12 protein-coding genes are annotated in these 16,860 nt (G+C 54.2%); 4 read left to right on the top strand and 8 right to left on the bottom strand.

Annotation, left to right across the window (positions count from 1 at the left end; all coding sequences use genetic code 11):
- Window position 1 precedes the first annotated feature (1 nt).
- Entirely contained in the window at window positions 2-1,657 is a 1,656-nt protein-coding gene (locus tag SH467x_RS16290; RefSeq protein ID WP_482368163.1) for a sulfite reductase subunit alpha, read from the top strand.
- 229 nt (window positions 1,658-1,886) lie between these two features.
- Here SH467x_RS16290 and SH467x_RS16295 read toward each other — a convergent pair whose 3' ends face one another.
- Window positions 1,887-3,182, bottom strand: coding sequence for a hypothetical protein (locus SH467x_RS16295; RefSeq protein ID WP_482368164.1), 1,296 nt, complete (start codon window positions 3,180-3,182; stop codon window positions 1,887-1,889).
- 148 nt (window positions 3,183-3,330) lie between these two features.
- On the opposite strand from SH467x_RS16295, the gene SH467x_RS16300 reads away from it, so the two are divergent.
- Together SH467x_RS16300 and SH467x_RS16305 are read left to right on the top strand one after the other, a co-directional pair.
- Complete coding sequence (locus tag SH467x_RS16300) at window positions 3,331-4,557, top strand: glycosyltransferase (RefSeq protein WP_482368165.1); 1,227 nt, start codon at window positions 3,331-3,333, stop codon at window positions 4,555-4,557.
- 212 nt (window positions 4,558-4,769) lie between these two features.
- A complete protein-coding gene (locus SH467x_RS16305; protein WP_482368166.1) occupies window positions 4,770-5,657 on the top strand; it encodes a DUF1571 domain-containing protein in 888 nt (295 codons plus the stop codon).
- Window positions 5,658-5,875: 218 nt separating this feature from the next.
- On the opposite strand, the gene ilvC is transcribed toward SH467x_RS16305, so the two are convergent.
- Both ilvC and ilvN read right to left on the bottom strand, forming a co-directional pair.
- A complete protein-coding gene (gene ilvC / locus SH467x_RS16310) occupies window positions 5,876-6,883 on the bottom strand; it encodes a ketol-acid reductoisomerase (protein ID WP_146678652.1) in 1,008 nt (335 codons plus the stop codon).
- Between the two features lie 91 nt (window positions 6,884-6,974).
- On the bottom strand, window positions 6,975-7,502 hold the full coding sequence (ilvN, locus tag SH467x_RS16315) for an acetolactate synthase small subunit (protein ID WP_482368167.1): 528 nt from the start codon (window positions 7,500-7,502) through the stop codon (window positions 6,975-6,977).
- Window positions 7,503-7,696: 194 nt separating this feature from the next.
- On the opposite strand from ilvN, the gene SH467x_RS16320 reads away from it, so the two are divergent.
- Entirely contained in the window at window positions 7,697-8,557 is an 861-nt protein-coding gene (locus tag SH467x_RS16320) for a hypothetical protein (RefSeq protein ID WP_482368168.1), read from the top strand.
- A gap of 103 nt (window positions 8,558-8,660) precedes the next feature.
- Here the strand turns inward: SH467x_RS16320 and SH467x_RS16325 are convergent, their stop codons facing one another.
- The 5 genes from SH467x_RS16325 to SH467x_RS16345 form a co-directional block, all read right to left on the bottom strand.
- Window positions 8,661-8,996, bottom strand: a complete 336-nt coding sequence (locus SH467x_RS16325) for a DUF3467 domain-containing protein (RefSeq protein ID WP_482368169.1) — start codon at window positions 8,994-8,996, stop codon at window positions 8,661-8,663.
- A gap of 101 nt (window positions 8,997-9,097) precedes the next feature.
- Window positions 9,098-11,329, bottom strand: coding sequence for a hemolysin D (locus SH467x_RS16330; protein WP_482368170.1), 2,232 nt, complete (start codon window positions 11,327-11,329; stop codon window positions 9,098-9,100).
- Between the two features lie 95 nt (window positions 11,330-11,424).
- The gene (locus SH467x_RS16335) at window positions 11,425-12,663 is read right to left on the bottom strand and encodes an efflux RND transporter periplasmic adaptor subunit (RefSeq protein ID WP_482368171.1); all 1,239 of its coding nucleotides are present in this window, start codon (window positions 12,661-12,663) and stop codon (window positions 11,425-11,427) included.
- A 16-nt stretch (window positions 12,664-12,679) separates the two neighbouring features.
- Window positions 12,680-14,767: an efflux RND transporter periplasmic adaptor subunit gene (locus SH467x_RS16340; RefSeq protein ID WP_482368172.1), complete on the bottom strand. Its 2,088-nt coding sequence runs from the start codon at window positions 14,765-14,767 to the stop codon at window positions 12,680-12,682.
- Between the two features lie 536 nt (window positions 14,768-15,303).
- Window positions 15,304-16,767, bottom strand: a complete 1,464-nt coding sequence (locus SH467x_RS16345; RefSeq protein ID WP_482368173.1) for a DUF1501 domain-containing protein — start codon at window positions 16,765-16,767, stop codon at window positions 15,304-15,306.
- Window positions 16,768-16,860 lie beyond the last annotated feature (93 nt).

A 16,860-nucleotide genomic window follows, 5' to 3' on the forward strand; every position in this document is an offset into this window, starting at 1 on the left:
AATGAATATGCAGCTTGTTCCTGATTCCGCTCCCTTTTCTGCAGAGCAAAGAGCTTGGCTCAATGGATTTCTATCCGGGGTACTAGGAGTGCTGGACCAAAAAATTCCGAGTGGCATCTCGTCCGAAAACGCTACGGAAACCGCGGATGATGCGAGAGATCAGAAGCCAACGCCTTCCTGCTCTTCAGATTCCGTTTCTTCGTATCCGTGGCACGACTCTTCACTCTCGATGACGGAGCGGATGCAATTAGCGCAGGAGCAGCCGAAAGAGTTAAGACTGATGGCAGCGATGGCCCAATTGAACTGCGGATCATGCGGATATCTTTGCAAGTCCTACGCAGAAGCCATTGCGAAGGGAAGCGAAAAGAATCTGACACTCTGTTCGCCCGGCGGAGCTGCGACGGCAAAGATGCTTCGGCAACTGGTAAAGAAGTCTACGGCTTCCGCGCAGGAGCATTCCGACGCGTCGCCAAGCCTATCCCAATCGATATTGGACCGCGCGGAACGGCAGGAACCAGGAACGCGTTCTAATCCTGCAATCGCTGAGTTGATCTCATGCGAACGGCTAAACGGACGTGGATCATTCAAGGACACGCGACATGTCGTGATCGATTTGGCTGATTCAGGGCTTCGATACCAAGTCGGGGATGCGTTAGGAGTCTACCCGACAAACTGCATCGAGCTCGTCGATCGATTTCTGATCGCGGCGCGACTAGACGCACATGCAAATGCTGTGGTGAACGGGAAACAGGTTGAGTTGAAACAAGAACTACAACATCGTTGCTTGCGATCGATACCGATGGAGCTTGTGGAAGCCGCCATACAATTGGTGAAGGATCGACCCAAAAGGAATGGGCAGGTTCGTGTGGATGCAGACATCGTTTTGGAGCTTCAGGCATTTGCAGAGTCGGATCAATTGGATGAACTGGATTGCGTCGAGTTCATGGAACTATTTTCGTCCATACCATGGACCCCTCAAATCGCTATCGATTGCTTGCAACCCATCGCGCCGCGACTCTATTCCATTGCGAGCAGCCAGTCTCGTTACCCTCGTGAAGTCCATTTGACGGTAAGTCGAGTGGAGAGCAAAATCCGAGATCGAACGAGGAAAGGTGTCGCATCGACAATGCTTGCCGATCGATTGCTTCCCGGTAGTCGAGTGAAGGTTTTTGTACACAAGTCGCATGGCTTCACGATTCCGTCGAATCCCATGGCTCCGATGATCATGGTTGGACCCGGTACCGGCATCGCACCCTTTATCTCCTTTCTGCAACAACGCGAGACGGATCACGCAGAAGGAAAGAATTGGCTATTCTTTGGTGATCAAACGCGTGAGAACGATTTTCTTTATCGTGAACAATTATCGAGATGGGTGGAGACCCAATTGCTTTCCCGCCTTGAACTAGCCTTTAGTCGTGATTCGACAGAGAAGGTCTACGTTCAGCACCGAATGAAGGAGAACGGAGGAGAGCTCTTCGAATGGCTCAACGCGGGAGCCTACTTCTTTGTCTGCGGCGATGCACGCCGCATGGCCCTCGATGTTGAAAACACATTGTTAGAAATCATCTCGTCGCACGGGAACATGACACCCGATCAATCGCAAGCCTATTTGCGGGAATTGAAAGAATCCGGTCGCTATGTTCGAGATGTTTACTAAGAAGATTTTGACGTTATGAAACCCCATCCCCCATCACAACCCGACGCGTTAGCGAGGGACTGAGACATGAGCAGCGGAAAGAGCAAATCTACATAGTCCAGATCGCAACACATTCGTTGCATCGCTTGGTTGGCGTTGATTGTGTAAGATGAGCTTCTTGGATTCCCTCGCTGACGCGTCGGAGGGACGCTGCTGCTTCCGCAAGGTTGGAGGTAGCGTACGATCGGGTTCAACTCCCTGCGAGGGTCCCAACGTCAGTACACTGTAGCCATCGCTCCGTGGCTATCGCAATTTGAAGCCACTGCATCAGTTGGCCGACGTGCAGCTCATCGATGATGGGAAGATCCATTTGGGTTTGTACCCTTCCCGCTTGTTGGAACCGTTCGATACAGAGTTCCAACTCGCGCTGCCAGATCGAAGGTAGTGACTTACCTGGAGACAACTCCAGTGCATCGAAGCGCCATGCACCCGTGGTGATATGGTGTCGAACCAAGCGGCTTGATTGGATCGCCGATGGAGTCGCTTCCATCGGATGGATCGAGGGGCTTTCTTCACTCTCGCACCCGAATCGAGACGTCGCGAAAGTGTTCTGCAGCGACAAGTCGACCATCGCTTCATACCACTCACCGATAGGCCGTAGACTGCTGCCCCAAAGTTGGAGTATTCGAGGATGGGGATTCCAAACAGGATGAATCGAACCGTTGGCGAGTGCGAGATGAATCGGAGAGTGCGAAAGCTCGAATGCTTGCTCGGTACAACGCGAACCAGCCGATGCGCCTGCCAGCAACTCCATGACATTAACTCCTAAGAGTGCCGCTGGTAAGAGAGTAGCCGCTGTCGCGAGCGAATCTGTAAATCCGACGCAATCTGTCAGCTCGAGGTATCGAGAAAGTCCCAATTCGGTGTAGGAGTCCAACCAGCGATTGCGGGGTGACGTCACTGCCACGACACAGTCGCGGATCCAGGTGGGGTCGTTGCCTAATTGGTTGCGAAGAGCCGGTAGGAAGTAGCGCAACGCCAAATCGCTGCGCCGGCTACCTTCTCCCGGTTCGATGATGACTATCGACCATCGATCGGAAACGTCATGACAAATGACATCTCGGTGCGCACCCAACATGTGCAGGGCACCTTGGATGGAATCGTTGTCCAATTCGTGCCCGACAAAGGTAATCCTCGGCTTGCTTCCGCGATCACCGCGAGAGAGTTCGTTCCAAAATGGTTGGCAACACGTACTCCATATCGATTCGATAGCCTGCTTGATTTCAGGGGGAGCGAAGACGACGACCCGATCGACGATTGCATGCGATCGATTGGCAAATTGAAAGATTCTTGCCAGCAAGCTGCCGCGACGGTCCTGTTCGTAAGCTTGGAGGAGTTGGATGGGGCGTCGAAGAAGCGACTGGAAAGGAGCATAATCGAGCAGTTGGGCGATGGATCGATCTCCAGTGACCGTCGTCAAGTCGGTGGTTGGACAACCATGCCAGTCCATGCGGAGGGGTTTTAGGAGGTTTTTCCGGAGTTTCATTCGATTGCTAGCAGAGGCGAATGGAAGGGGTTGCGATACTCTCCAATCTTTGAGGTGGCTGTGCAAGGGCCGTTCAGGAGAGGGGGGAGAGTTTTGCTATGGACCCTGAGCGGAACGAAGAGTTAGTATCCCAAATGAATCCAAAACAATGACGAAGGGCGGGACCGTTTCCATGGATGGCCAAAAACTCAAAATTGCGTTGATGTCCTCCCAGTCCATCTGGGGCGGTGGCGAGCAATTTGTTTGGTCGCTGGGACGAGGGCTCCTAGAACGCGGGCACCAGATCGTTTGGTTTACAGACCCGGTGAGTCCGTTAGCTGCCAAAGTTCACACTGCGGGTTACCGACAGTTTTCCGTCCCGAGCCGGAATCCGAAGCTTCGCGATCTGATACGAATTCGAAGGATCTGCGAGAGTTCTGAAGTCCAGGTAATGCACGCAAACGACACCCACGCCGTCAACTGGAGCTCCATGGCTCTGTTGGGGAAGAGGGGTATTCGGCGAGTTGCCGTCAAGCATACGGCTTTTCCAATCCAATCGGCCGCACGTTACAACTGGCTCGTTGACTCGCTCGTCTGTGTATCGCAAGCCGTTCGGAAGATCTGCCTTGAGTCCGGAATCACCGAGTCTCGAACGACGGTCATTCACGGCGGTGTTGAAAACACTAGCATTCAGCGGGCAGAGGCGCGATTCAGTATTTGTGAACAATTGGGAATCGACAAAAGTGTGCCGGTCTTCTCCGCAGTCGGGAGTTTGCTCCCCTGCAAAGCCTATCACCGATTGGTAGAGGCGGCACATCATCTGCGATGGCACTTGCCCGAGTTTCGGGTGGCGATATGCGGCGAGGGTCGAGAACGAGGGGACTTGGAGAAACTTATTCGTAAGTATTCCTTGGAGAGGCATGTTCAATTGTTAGGTTTTCAGGCGGACCCCACACGTTGGATCGCAGGGAGCGACGCATTTGTACACCCATCTCTGTCCGAAGGGCTTTCGCTCGTGGCCATTCAAGCCCAAATGCTTGGGGTGCCTGTGATCGCATCCGAGTGCGATGGACTGGCGGAAGTCCTTCGCAATCCCTACACAAACAAAGAGTTAGGCTGGATTCTGCGAGGGGACGATCCTTCCATGCTGGCTAATCTCATGCTCGATGCCTTGCATCAAAACGAACGACGCTTCGAGCGATTGCAAGCGGCCAAGAACTCGGCGTTGGATCGCTTTCACGTTCAACGCATGATCGGTGGTTTTGAAAGGCTCTACACGCGTTTGGCAGGTCAAGATGTCGCGGTCTCGCTCCGCAGCGGTATGGCGTCGCAAGAATCGTCGGAATGCCGTAAAAGCGAATCGCATTCCCAGGGAGGAGTGCGGCAAGCCGCGTGATGGCGGCGGCGATTCCCTGTTTCGTGCGTCGTGGATGCCGACTTCTTCCCCCTTAACGCAGAAAACACTTCCCAGTTGTCGAGAGATGCTTCCGATTGTACCGCTTCCCCCTTTTTCTTTTCATCCGCACTCCATGTGGGTTCGATAAGAAAAGCGTGCAGGCTTGCACTCGCGAAAAGCTCAAGATGGAAAAGTAACGGAGTAGGAATTCAATGAAGCGACATGGACGTAGCTGGCTAAAGCAATCAATTCTCTCCCTGGGACTGCTGGGTGTTGCTATGCCTGCCGTCAATGCTCAGGAAGACCCCTCGAAGCTAACCCAACCTGTGATGCGGGTTTCGAAGAACGAGGTCGTTGCTCCGAATAGTGTTCCACACCCGCTCGATCCGGCCATCCAACTGGCTCATCAGTCGATCGGCATGATCCAACGGGATCTCAGCGACTACACGGGGGTGTTGGTCAAACGAGAGCGAATCAACACCACTCTAGGTGAGCATGAATTCATGTTCGTCAAGATTCGCAATCGCAAGATGGAGAACAACCAGATCGTAACTCCCTTCAGTGTCTACTTGGCATTTTTGAAGCCAGCGGCGGTGAAGGGACGCGAAGTGATCTTCGTTGAAAACCAGAACGAAGGAAATTTGGTCGCCCACGAAGGGGGGATGAAACGGATGCTCGGCACCCACCATCTTCCCCCGACAGGGATGCTCGCCATGGCTGGCCAGCGTTACCCGCTGACGGATATCGGGATCGAAAACTTGGTCGTCAAGTTGATCGAACGAGGCGAGCGCGACAAACGACACGGCATGTGCAATGTCGAGTTGATTCCTGGAGCAAAGGTAAGCAAACGGGAGTGCTCGATCATTCAAGTCACGCACCCCATTCAGCAACCTCACTACGACTTCCATATCGCTCAAATCTTTATGGACGACCAGTTGAAGATTCCCGTGCGATACGCAGCCTACGATTGGCCGAAGAAGCCGGGTGCTGAGTTAGAGGTGATTGAAGAGTACACCTACCAAGATTTGAAGTTCAATGTCGGTCTTACCGATGCGGACTTCGACCCGAACAACAAAGAGTACAACTTCCACAAGCGATAAGTCGCATTGGGAATACGAAAAAGGGGAGCCTCAAGTTGCTCCCCTTTTTCGTTTCCATTGAGAATTCTCTGACGCCACTAGCTGGTGGCGAAGATCGCCGAATACCAAATGAAACAGCCTAGGGTGTTACCCTAGGCTGTGGTGTTTATGGCCCTTGGAGAATCCAAGAAGCTTGGAGTCGGCAGTTGCATGCAGTCGATGCGTGCGAAGCCAATCGCTTAGTCGACGACTTTGGCGTCGATCCACTTCATCAAGCTACGTAGTTGTTGTCCAACTTGCTCGATTTGATGTTTGCGTTGGATGCGGCGCTGGGCCTTGAAAGCAGGAGCATTGGCTCGGTTTTCCAAAATCCATTCGCGGGCAAATTGTCCGGTTTGGATTTCGGTGAGGATCTTCTTCATTTCCTTCTTGGTTTCCGCGGTGATGATGCGTGGTCCGCGGGTGTAGTCGCCGAACTCGGCGGTGTTGGAAATGCTGTATCGCATGTAGTTCAACCCCCCTTGGTAGAGCAAGTCGACGATCAGCTTGAGTTCGTGCATGCACTCAAAATAGGCCATCTCTGGTTGGTAACCCGCTTCAACCAATGTCTCGAAGCCAGCCTTAACCAATTCGCTCACACCACCGCAAAGGACGACTTGTTCGCCGAACAAATCGGTTTCGGTCTCTTCTGCAAACGTGGTTTCGATCACACCGCCGCGCGTTCCGCCGATACCCTTTGCATACGCCAAGCCGATTTTCTTGGTCGTGTCGCTCGCGCCGGTTCCGAGGGCGATCAAGCAGGGGACGCCGCCCCCCTTGGTGTATTCGCTTCGGACGAGGTGGCCAGGGCCTTTAGGGGCAACGAGAAGCGTATCGACTCCTTGTGGAGGGTCGATTTGTCCAAAGTGGAGATTGAAGCCGTGGGAGCACATCAGCACGTTCCCTTGGGATAGGTTCGGCCTGATGTGCGCTCGATAGAGGTCCCCTTGGACTTCATCGGGCAACAGAATGTTGATGATATCCGCTTGCTTGGTCGCTTCGGCGATATCCAAAGGTTTGAAACCGTGGCTCACGGCCAAATCGTAGTTCTTGCTGCCAGGTCGTTGGCCGATGATCACCTTGCAACCGCTGTCGCGGAGGTTTTGTGCCTGGGCGTGTCCTTGGGATCCGTAGCCAAGAATCGCAATCGTCTTGTCTTTGAGGACCGAGAGATCAGCGTCGTTGTCGTAATAGATTGTTGCAGCCATGAGTGATTGGATATCTGAAGTTCGAGAAACGTGGGAGGAAGGTGCAAGCCGACTCGTGGCTGGCTAACCAAAGAAATTCAACGGGGACGAGCTATACGTCGGAGTCGTGGTCTTCGAATGGCTCGGCGACCGCGTCTGGATTGCTACCTCGGACCATGGCGATGCGTCCGGTTCGGACCAGCTCCAAGATTCCATAGGGACGCATTCGTTCGATAAATGCCTGGATCTTGCTCTCGCGACCCGAAATTTCGATCATCAACTCTTCGTGTCCAACGTCGACAACCCGGCCGCGGAAAATGTCGACGAGTTCGCGAATCTCAGTCCTCACGGCACCGGTTGGGGCGTGGACCTTCACGAGCATGAGATCTCGTTCGACAAAGTCGCGCGACGAGATGTCTTGAACCCCGACAACCGTGACGATCTTTTCCAACTGCTTTCGCACTTGTTCCGATACACGATTATCGCCGACGACGACAAACGTCATACGAGATAGGTTCTTATTCTCGGTTTCGCCAACGGCGAGGGATTCGATGTTGTAACCGCGCGAAGCCAACATGCCAGAGATGTGGGCCAAGACGCCGGGAACGTTTTGTACAACCGCGGAGAGTACGTGCCGCATTCCAGTTCTTGATCGTATGGTGACTCGCTCGTGATTCGAAAGTCGGATCGCCAATCTGCAAGTCACTAGGACTGCGACCCATTGCATCTTTCTTCAAGGGAGAGAATGATAGTTCAATTCCTTGTTTTCTCAAGGTGCATACCGGTTCGTCTTCTCCTCAATTACCGAACGACTTGGTCGTTTCCCCTTTCAACGTGAAATCCGAAGCCCTCTACCAGCTCATCGACTTCGGCGAAGGTAAAAAGCTTGAGAAGATAGGGGGATTGGTCGTGGAGAGACCCTCTCCAGGAGCTACCGACCCCCTCGCGGGTTCACCCCTTTGGAAAAATGTCGATATCGCCTACCGGGATCATCGCTGGCATTATCTGAGCTCATGCAGTCGTCGCATGGATTGGGCGAACTGGCGGGGGAGGGTTGAAACCGTCACCCTACAGCTCAAACCGACGGCAGCGGGGCAGGTAGGCATTTTTCCAGAGCACTGGGTTCATTGGCCTTGGTTCCAGCAGCAGTTCGTTCGCCTATCCGAACCGCAATCGCCCCAGCCCCGAGTCCTTCATTTGTTCGCCTATACGGGGGCGACGACGTTGGCGCTCGCAACGCAAGGCTTCCACGTCACGCACGTCGACGCGTCCCGCCCGACGGTCGCATGGGCACGCGAGAATGGAGAGCTTTCAGGGCTGAAGGATCGGCCCATCCGATGGATCGTCGACGATGCCGTCAAGTTTGTCGAGCGAGAGGTGCGGCGAGGGAGTCGCTACAGCGGGCTCATTTTGGATCCGCCAAGTTTCGGACATGGGACCCAAGCCGAGCGGTGGCAGATTCATCGGGATCTGCTCCCGTTGCTCCACCAATGCTGGAAACTTCTCGACGAGGAGAAGGGGTTCGCATTGCTTTGTGGCCATTCACCTGACATCCGTTTGCGTGAACTGGCTGGTTCGCTGGGGGCTGCGTTTGGAACGCCTCGCATTGAAAAGAACCGGATTCAGCAGGCATCTCTCGAGGATTCGACAGGCCGCACGCTGGATTGCGGCTATGCGAGCTTGTTTGAATGGTAAGAACGAAAAAACCCGCCAGGGGACTAGCGGGTCTTTTGGATTTGCCAATTCATGAAGAGTGGGCAGACGAGCACGGGCGTTGGGCGCGATTGTTTCTAAGAGACTACTGCTGAACGCGGAGTCGCTTTTGAATGTCTGTTTCCAAGACTCCGAAGACGGCTTCGTGTCGTTGAACGGACATTTGCAAAGCAGCCAACAATCGTTTGGCGGTGAAGAAATTCATGATGATTCGTTGTTTGACAACGATCGGGTCCTTTGGAATTCCAACCGGCTGTGGGTTGAGTCCAAAATCGACGATCAGTTCTTCAGGAGAGCCGGTGACGCGGCAGAAGTTCGCGTAGCATGCGATCGCGTCTTCGTCCTTCACTTGAACTTGTACTGGCTGGGCTTGCTGGCGCGCGCCCTCGGATGTTTCGGTGTTTTCCACTTCGGTCGACATTGTTCACTCCTGCAAAAACGAAAACGAGGCGTCGAGGCTTTTTAGCTCTCACTAGTTACCATCACTCTACCACGCGACTCGGGGCATGCGCAGAAATTGGCTTAGAATTCAAAGTTAAACGTCTTCACGGCGTATCGATACAATCGCCATCCTAGGGACTTCCACGCTAAGTGGACATTCGCCTTTCCGCGGTAACCGCCGCGAATAGGAAGGTTCTCTCCGTCGAAATAAACTTTGGCCTGATACGATGTACTCATGGGCAACGTTCGACCGGATTCGTCGGTCTTGGTATCCAGCGAACCTCCCGTCTGCGTGGACAGGCTCGCAGATGTTTCCTTCATTTCGGATTGGGCGAAACTGGCAATTTTCCCATAGTAGGATTGCAACTTCGCCGCATCAAACATCAATTCGACTTGATCGCCGACTTTAACCAAGTTGCGATCGTGTTGGTCGATCACCAGCACGCCTTCCATTTCATTGGTCGGTGCTATGAAGCAGAGCAAGTCACCTTCGCTGAAGACCGCCTCGGAATTGCTTGCTTGAAACGGATTCCCATGCCACGAAGGGAGTTGCTCCTGGGCCTGCGACTGTTTGTTGATCGATTTCTCCGGGGGCTGGAAAAGGATGCCGTCGATAGGACTGACCACTCGCAGCCTTTGCAGCTTGTATCCCAGTTCCTGCACGGTCCCCTCGGCGGTCATCAACGCCTTCTCTTCCTCGGCAGCTGTCAGAGCGAGAGCGGGATTGGAGCTGGCTACATAGCGGATTTGATCCAGCCGCTGTTTGGCAAGATCGCGCTTGGTAATAGCCTCTTGCAATTGAAGTTGCAATTGGATGTTCTCCAAATCGCAAATCGCTTCACCCGCTTGCACCCTGTCCCCTGGCTTCTTGTACCACCGGACCAGTTTGCCAGGAACAATCGCGTGCACCTCTCGACCATCTTTGGGTTGGGTTTCGACCGATCCATTGACGTGAAAGGGGAAGGGGAAAAAGCAGAACACGGAAAGGATGGCGGTCGCTATCAACAGACTCGTTAAGACGTTCGCCCGTTTCATTTTCGAGGCTCTCCCTGGTGTTCTGAAAAACTTGATGGTGGCGATCAATCCCGGCACGATCATCCCTGCAACCCCTGCCACTGCGAACGCGCGTCCAAGGGATTGTAGACCATAGGGCTTAAGAACCTGATTCAAGAACAAAATAATCCCAAAGGCCACCACCCACCGATAGATCGAAGAGGCGACGGTGAAGACGCCGAATAGGAATCGATTCTTGGTCGGCAAAAAGGGATTCTCCTGCAACTCGAGTCCCAAGCAATTCTTTTGGAACCAGCGTTTAAGAATCTCGTTCGCTTTTTGTCGAAGATTCGGGATCTCTAACAAGTCCATCGCGATGTAATAACCATCGAATCGCAGCAATGGGTTGCCATTGAATACGACGGTGCTCACCGAGCAGATAAACATCACGCTCAAGCAGAGGAAATTGAACATCCCGTCTTCGCTAAACCACCACAAAAACGTGGCGATGGAAGCCAGTATCAATTCGACATACATCCCCGCCGCGCCGATGAATACCCGCTGCCACTTGTTCGGTAACATCCAGGAATCGGAGACGTTGCAATACAAACAGGGAGTGAAGACGAGGAGCATCGCTCCCATCTCGTGGCACTCTCCCCCGAATTTCTTACAACTCAAACCGTGCCCAAACTCGTGAAGGACCTTCACGCTCCCCATGGTGATTCCAAGCCAAATCCAATTGTTGGCGGAGAAGAACTGCTGGAACGTCGGCAGCTTGGTCTTGAACTCGTGATAGTTCACCAACACGAGGGTGATAGCTGCGAGCCCCATCATGGCGACCGCAATCAAGCACCAGGTCGTAAATAGCCAGCCAAACCAAGGAAGAAGGCGATTGAGTATGTGTTCTGGGTCGATTCCTCGGAATCGAATCGCGAAAATATTCGCGAGCTTGCCAAGTTGCTCCTTCTTTTTCTTTTGATCCCCACGCCGTCTCAATTGACGTCCTTGTCCGCCTGCATGGGAGATCACAAGCCCGCTTCGGTGCAACATTCCGACAAACTGCTGCAGGTCCTGCAGTGAGATACGTTGAGGAGCGAACTGGGCTTGAAAATCGTCTTTGATCTGCTGAAGACTGGTCTCGCCATCGAGCATGTTGAGGATGGCGAATTCTTCATCGTGGAATCGGAAGTAGTTTAGTCCCACCGGTTCCTTGACGACCCAATACGAACGGCCGTGGTATTTGTGTCGACGGGATTCCAGGTCCGGTCGACGGCGCAGCTTGAGCGGCCGCATCGCGCTATTGACCAAGGAATCTGCCATCGTTGTCATAGATGTGTGGCCGTCTCTCTAGTATCGGATGAACTTCGTGTCAGAACGGTTGGGAATGGAATCGCAATACGCGTAACACTGGCGGGCTAACGTGTTGGTGAAGCGATCTCGATGGTCGCCTTCATCCCTTCTCGCATCAAGAATTGTCCGTCAGGCAATCGCACATTATCGATCTCGACCCACATTCGATAGGTGTCCGGTTCGCTTGCCCGCGGTGCAACAAATCCGACAATTCCATCCACGTCGTGCTTCACTCCAGGTGCAATTTGGACCGACACGCGTGCCTTCGAATTCAGGAGCAAGTGGGGAGGGATGTTGACGCGGACTTGTCCATTGACTCGGATCTTGGACATGTCGGTGAGTCGAAGGATGACTTCGCCTGCTCGCACATAATCGAACTGCTCCTTCTTCACATCGCTGACCAAGCCATCCCAGTGGGCGTTGATGTTTCGCAAGGCCGTTTGAACGTTAGCGGCTTCGAGCTTTGCTTCGGACACCCCGACAGCTGCTTTATCTTTGGCGTGTTCGATCTTGGACACATTGATCTGCAGCTCCGCCTTTTTGAGTTCCAGTTTCTTTTTCTGATTCGTGCTGAGATCTTCTGCGCGGTCTCGATAAAGCTTATCGGAGATCTCTACTTCGTTCTTGGCGACATCGAAAGCTGCCTCGGAATAGAGAATCTGGCTTTGGTCACCCGCTTTCAGTTTGGCTTGCTCTAGCTCCTTGGTTTGCACGATGATTTCGGCCAGCGCGATGCGGGTGTCCAATTCGATCATTGGATCTCCCTGTTTGACCGCCTTTCCTTCATCGACGTGCATTTGCGTGATGATCCCGTCCGCCTGCGCCGCGACATCGATGTCGCGTACGAAGGTGAGCGAGGCGATCGGCACCAATAGAATGCCGCTTGGTACAGCTGGTGGAACTCCGATGCCGTTCGATGGGACTGCATTGCTTGGCAGAACGCTTCCTTGGGGAAGCCCACCCGGTACGTTGGGAAGTGAACCAAGGTCGACGGCGCCTGGCAACAGGGAATCGGTCGATTGGAGAGCCTGAGCAAGAACGATGGGCGGTTCGGTCGCAGTCAGGTTGCTGCCGCGAAGGGGAGTGGGATTACTGGGGTCGATGTTGACGAGCAAGGGAGCTTCGGTCGCACTCTGGCTTTCCGAAGGCAGCATCGGTGCAGTGGGCTCGCTCGTCGTGCGGTATCCGTTGATACCGAGCGAGGGGACTGTCTGGTCGATCCAATTGCGAACGCTCGGAACGGCAACGGCGAGTCCGACAACGGTAGCAACCGTAGCACATGCAACCCAAATTGACTTCTTCATATCGATATTCTGTGCGTTAGAACAAGAGATAAGCTCGGACCCACTCAACGACTTCATGGAACCATACAAACGCCGCGCTACGACGACCAGCCTTGACCTTCGCGATGACGCGAGCCCCCGGGTTGCGACTGAGCGCTTGGAGGGATTCAGGATCAGGGTTGCACCGAAGCTTAACGACGGGACCGTCTTCGGCATTGAGTTCGGCTCTTCCGCTGACACCTACATAAGAGAGCTTGCCGGAGTAGCTCTTCGACGGATCCGTCATCATGATAAAGTCCACGGGGAGGACAAGTTGCTGCGGATTGGCCACACTAGGGTTCTTCGCCATTTCGTCTTCGAAAGCCTGCAGCAGATAGCTCATCCGTTTCTCAGGCAAAAGGACTTCGACTTCCCAATCTTTTTCCTTGTCCGCGATCGTCATCAAGACTTGCCCCATGACGACAGGACGCCGGTTGAGCATCCGCTCGACATCCCAAGTCATGACGACTCCGTCGATCGGGCTGGTTCGTACCATTTTGGCTTCCATTTGCCTCGCGAGCTGCAGCTGCGTTTCGAGACCTTTGAGGGTCGTCTCGGCTTCGATTTTTTCCTGCGTTAGTCGTTCACGTTCAGAGGGAGTTAGGATGGAAGCGTCGAGCGTCAAGGTGCGCGTTCGGTTTTCGACCCGCTGCGCAGCTTGCATGATCTGGTCTTCGAGATTCACGATCTCCTTTGACAAATCGTCGTCGCGCATTCGAACCAAAGGTTGGCCTGCTTTGACGAAGTCCCCGTGTCGCACATAGACTTCCTCGACGTTTCCATTGGCATGCGCGAATACATGCTTCTCTTCCGTCGGCTTCAGCTCGCCATTCCCTTTGAGCTTGAAGTCGATCTGCACGATGAACATGGCGATCAGCGCGATCGCGATCACACCGAGTATCCCCAGCGTCTTAGGGAGTGCGGATCCACGGAACATCCACAACGCGCGATCGAGGAATCGCCAAACCGGCATAAAGAAAATATTGCTATGCGCGAGGGAGTTGGACATCGCGCGGCAAGCATGTTCATAGACCAAATCCACACGCCCTTCCAGTACCGGCTTGGAGAGCTGCGTTTCGATTTGCTCCACGATCAAGGCGCCGATGATCTCTCGCCTTTGACGCGTCTCGCTCGATTCGTTTCTCGCCGCAAGCATATCCCCTTCGGTTTTTCGCTCCGGCTGGCGGATGGGAAGCACCGTGACGGTTCGCCCGTGGGAAAGGTCGACGTAGTCTTCGATGGCCTCTTCGAGCTGCGGTGGAAGATCTTCTGTGGAACCATCGTACCACAGGGGTTCGCCACTCTTGACGACGCGAGTTGCCAGATTGTTCAGGGATTGGACGATGTTGGAACGAGATTCGATGGAGTCTTGTCCGGAAATCGCGACCACCTTGGCCTTGCCACCTTTTAGCACGGCGACACTTACTCGATCGCACTCGATCAATCTTCGCCCTTCGTTTGCGATGGTGTAAGCCGTGTCCCGTATGTCGAGGTTGTCGTGAACCAATCGTGCGAATTGATCCGACTGCTGCCACATCTCCTGCCGCGTGGAAACTTGCTGAAGGGTATGGCTTTGATGCCAATCCCCAATCAGTTTGGTCATATGTTCCAGGAAACGGAGGTATCCCCGCTGGGCCTCGGCTGGCGAGTTGGCTCGTTGCAAAATTTCCAACAACCCCACCGGCTGCTTGTTTGCAATGAGGGGCGCCGTGACGAGCAAATGGGAGGTCGGGTTGGCTTCTCCCTCAGGATCTCCGGACCCCGATTGCGGGGGGACCAACTCGGCGCGGCCCTGGGAAATCAGTCGGGATAGAAGTCGGCCGTGTTGAATTGCCTCGGGCCGATCGGACTGCATGAGATGCGGATCGAGCTGGATTTGATGGGCCAGCCTCATCGCTCCGTCTTGGTCGATCACCCAGACCGCTCCCCCCTCGGCCGCAAGGGCAGCGATGATCTTCTGGAGGACGGCAGGGTAGTAGTCTCCCGCCTTCAAGTCGGATTTCGAAAGCTCGGTTATCTCGCTAACCAGATTCCGTATTCGCCGTTTAGTCTGTTCGACATTCTCGTCCGATGTGGCGGAAGACATAGGAATAGTCTAGGAAAAAGAAGGAAACGAAATCCAAGAGTTCGACATCCATGCATCGAACATAATACACAGCACCTTCAGACCTTATGGCATGCCCTTAGCGCATAAGCCCAAAGATAGAGGCAACGATATCGTTGCAAAAGCTCCAAACGGAACAACTGGTCTCAGAATCCAAAATCCCTTTTCCATAGATTCCGATTGGTGAGGATGGGCGAAGATTTCCAATTAGCATGACCTGTTAGATTGCGCGTTCTGCAAATTGGTTCCCTGCTAGCTAACCCCGATTCGAGGGCCAATACGTTCCATGGGATGCAGGGAGACCGGAAACTCCCCGCAACTTACCTTGCAACTCGGGGGCGCGTGTGGGCAGACACTTTGAATATGCGGTATGCGGAGCGTGCCGGTTAAAGAGCCATGGCGCCGCATGGACGCGCGTTCGCGCACGAATTTCTTTCGATCGCATCGGCATTCGCCATGGAACCAGCGCAGCCAGCTATGGGCCTAGATCAGCCAGCTATGGGACCCGCTCGGGGCCGTTATGCGAGGAGCTCGCTGAGGACGCGTTGCGGTTCCACCCCAGTTAGCTTCTGTTCCAAGCCTTGAAAAGGAAATACGAATCGCTCGTGATCGATCCCCATGCAATGCAGAATGGTGGCGTTCAAATCGTTCACATGGACCGGGTTCTCGACGACATTGTAGCTGTAATCGTCGGTCTTTCCGTATTCGATCCCCCCTTTGATTCCGCCACCTGCCATCCACATCGTGAAGCATTTGGGATGGTGATCGCGTCCATAGTTCTCGCGGGTCAAACCTCCCTGGCAATACACGGTACGGCCGAACTCCCCTCCCCAGACGACGAGCGTGGATTCGAGCAGCCCGCGTTGTTTGAGATCGGTAAGAAGGGCCGCGCAAGCCTGATCGGTATCGCGGCATTGGGCTGGAAGGTCGTTGGCGATGTTGCCGTGTTGATCCCATCCTCGGTGCAGAAGCTGTACCACGCGGACCCCTCGCTCCACCAAACGTCGCGCTAGCAAAGCACTCGATGCAAAGGTGCCCGGTTTGGTCACCTCTGGGCCATAAAGGTCCAATACCGAGGCGGGTTCATTGCGTATGTCGACCAGCTCGGGGACGCTGGTTTGCATCCGAAAGGCCATCTCGTACTGCGCGATGCGGGTCAAGATTTCCGGATCCTGCATGACTTGATGGCGCTCCAAGTTCATCGACTTGAGCGCCTCGAGCATGACCTTGCGATCGTCGGGACGGACCCCATCGGGATTGGGTAGATACAGGACGGGATCACCACTGCTGCGAAGGGCGACTCCCGTGTATTTGGTCGACAGGAAGCCGCTCGACCACATGCGGGTGAATAAGGCTTGTGCTGCCGCTGTTGAACTCCAAGTAGGAGTCAAAACGACAAACGCCGGCAGATCATTGCTCTCACTTCCCAATCCGTACGATAGCCACGAGCCCAAGCTCGCTTTGCCTGGCACCTCGTTGCCGGTCATGACAAACGTGCAAGCGGGATCGTGATTGATGGCATTGGTGTGCACGGACTTGATCACGGCCATTTCATCGACGAGTTTGGCGGTGAACGGAAGCAATTCGCTCACCCACCTCCCGCACTCGCCGTGCTGTGTGAATTTGAACTTGCTCGGCGCAACGGGAAGTCTTGCTTGCCCGCTCGTCATCGTGGTGATCCGTTGTCCCTGGCGGATGGAGTCTGGCAAATCCTTATCGAACTGTTCGGTCAACGCGGGCTTGTAATCCCACATATCGATCTGCGAAGGCCCTCCGTTCATGTGGAGGTAGATGATCGACTTGGCTTTGGGAGGAAAGTGGGGAATGCCAGGCAATGGTGGGTGCACACGCCCCGAGTCGCTCCCCCGGCTCATCGACGAACCGAAAAGCGAGGCGAGTGCCAAGCCCCCCAGACGAACCCCTGCACCTTGAAAGAATTGTCGTCGCAATGTCGGGTCGGTGGAGAGCAAGGCAGGAATCATAATGGGATGGAGACGTGCGAGTCGTTAACGGAGGGAACATGGGATGCACCAATTATACCTTCGATCGGGCAAGCGTTCTGCTACAATGAACGA

It is taken from the genome of Brakhagea slesvicensis, assembly GCF_052161625.1.
Lineage (GTDB): Bacteria > Planctomycetota > Planctomycetia > Pirellulales > Pirellulaceae > JBKCUI01.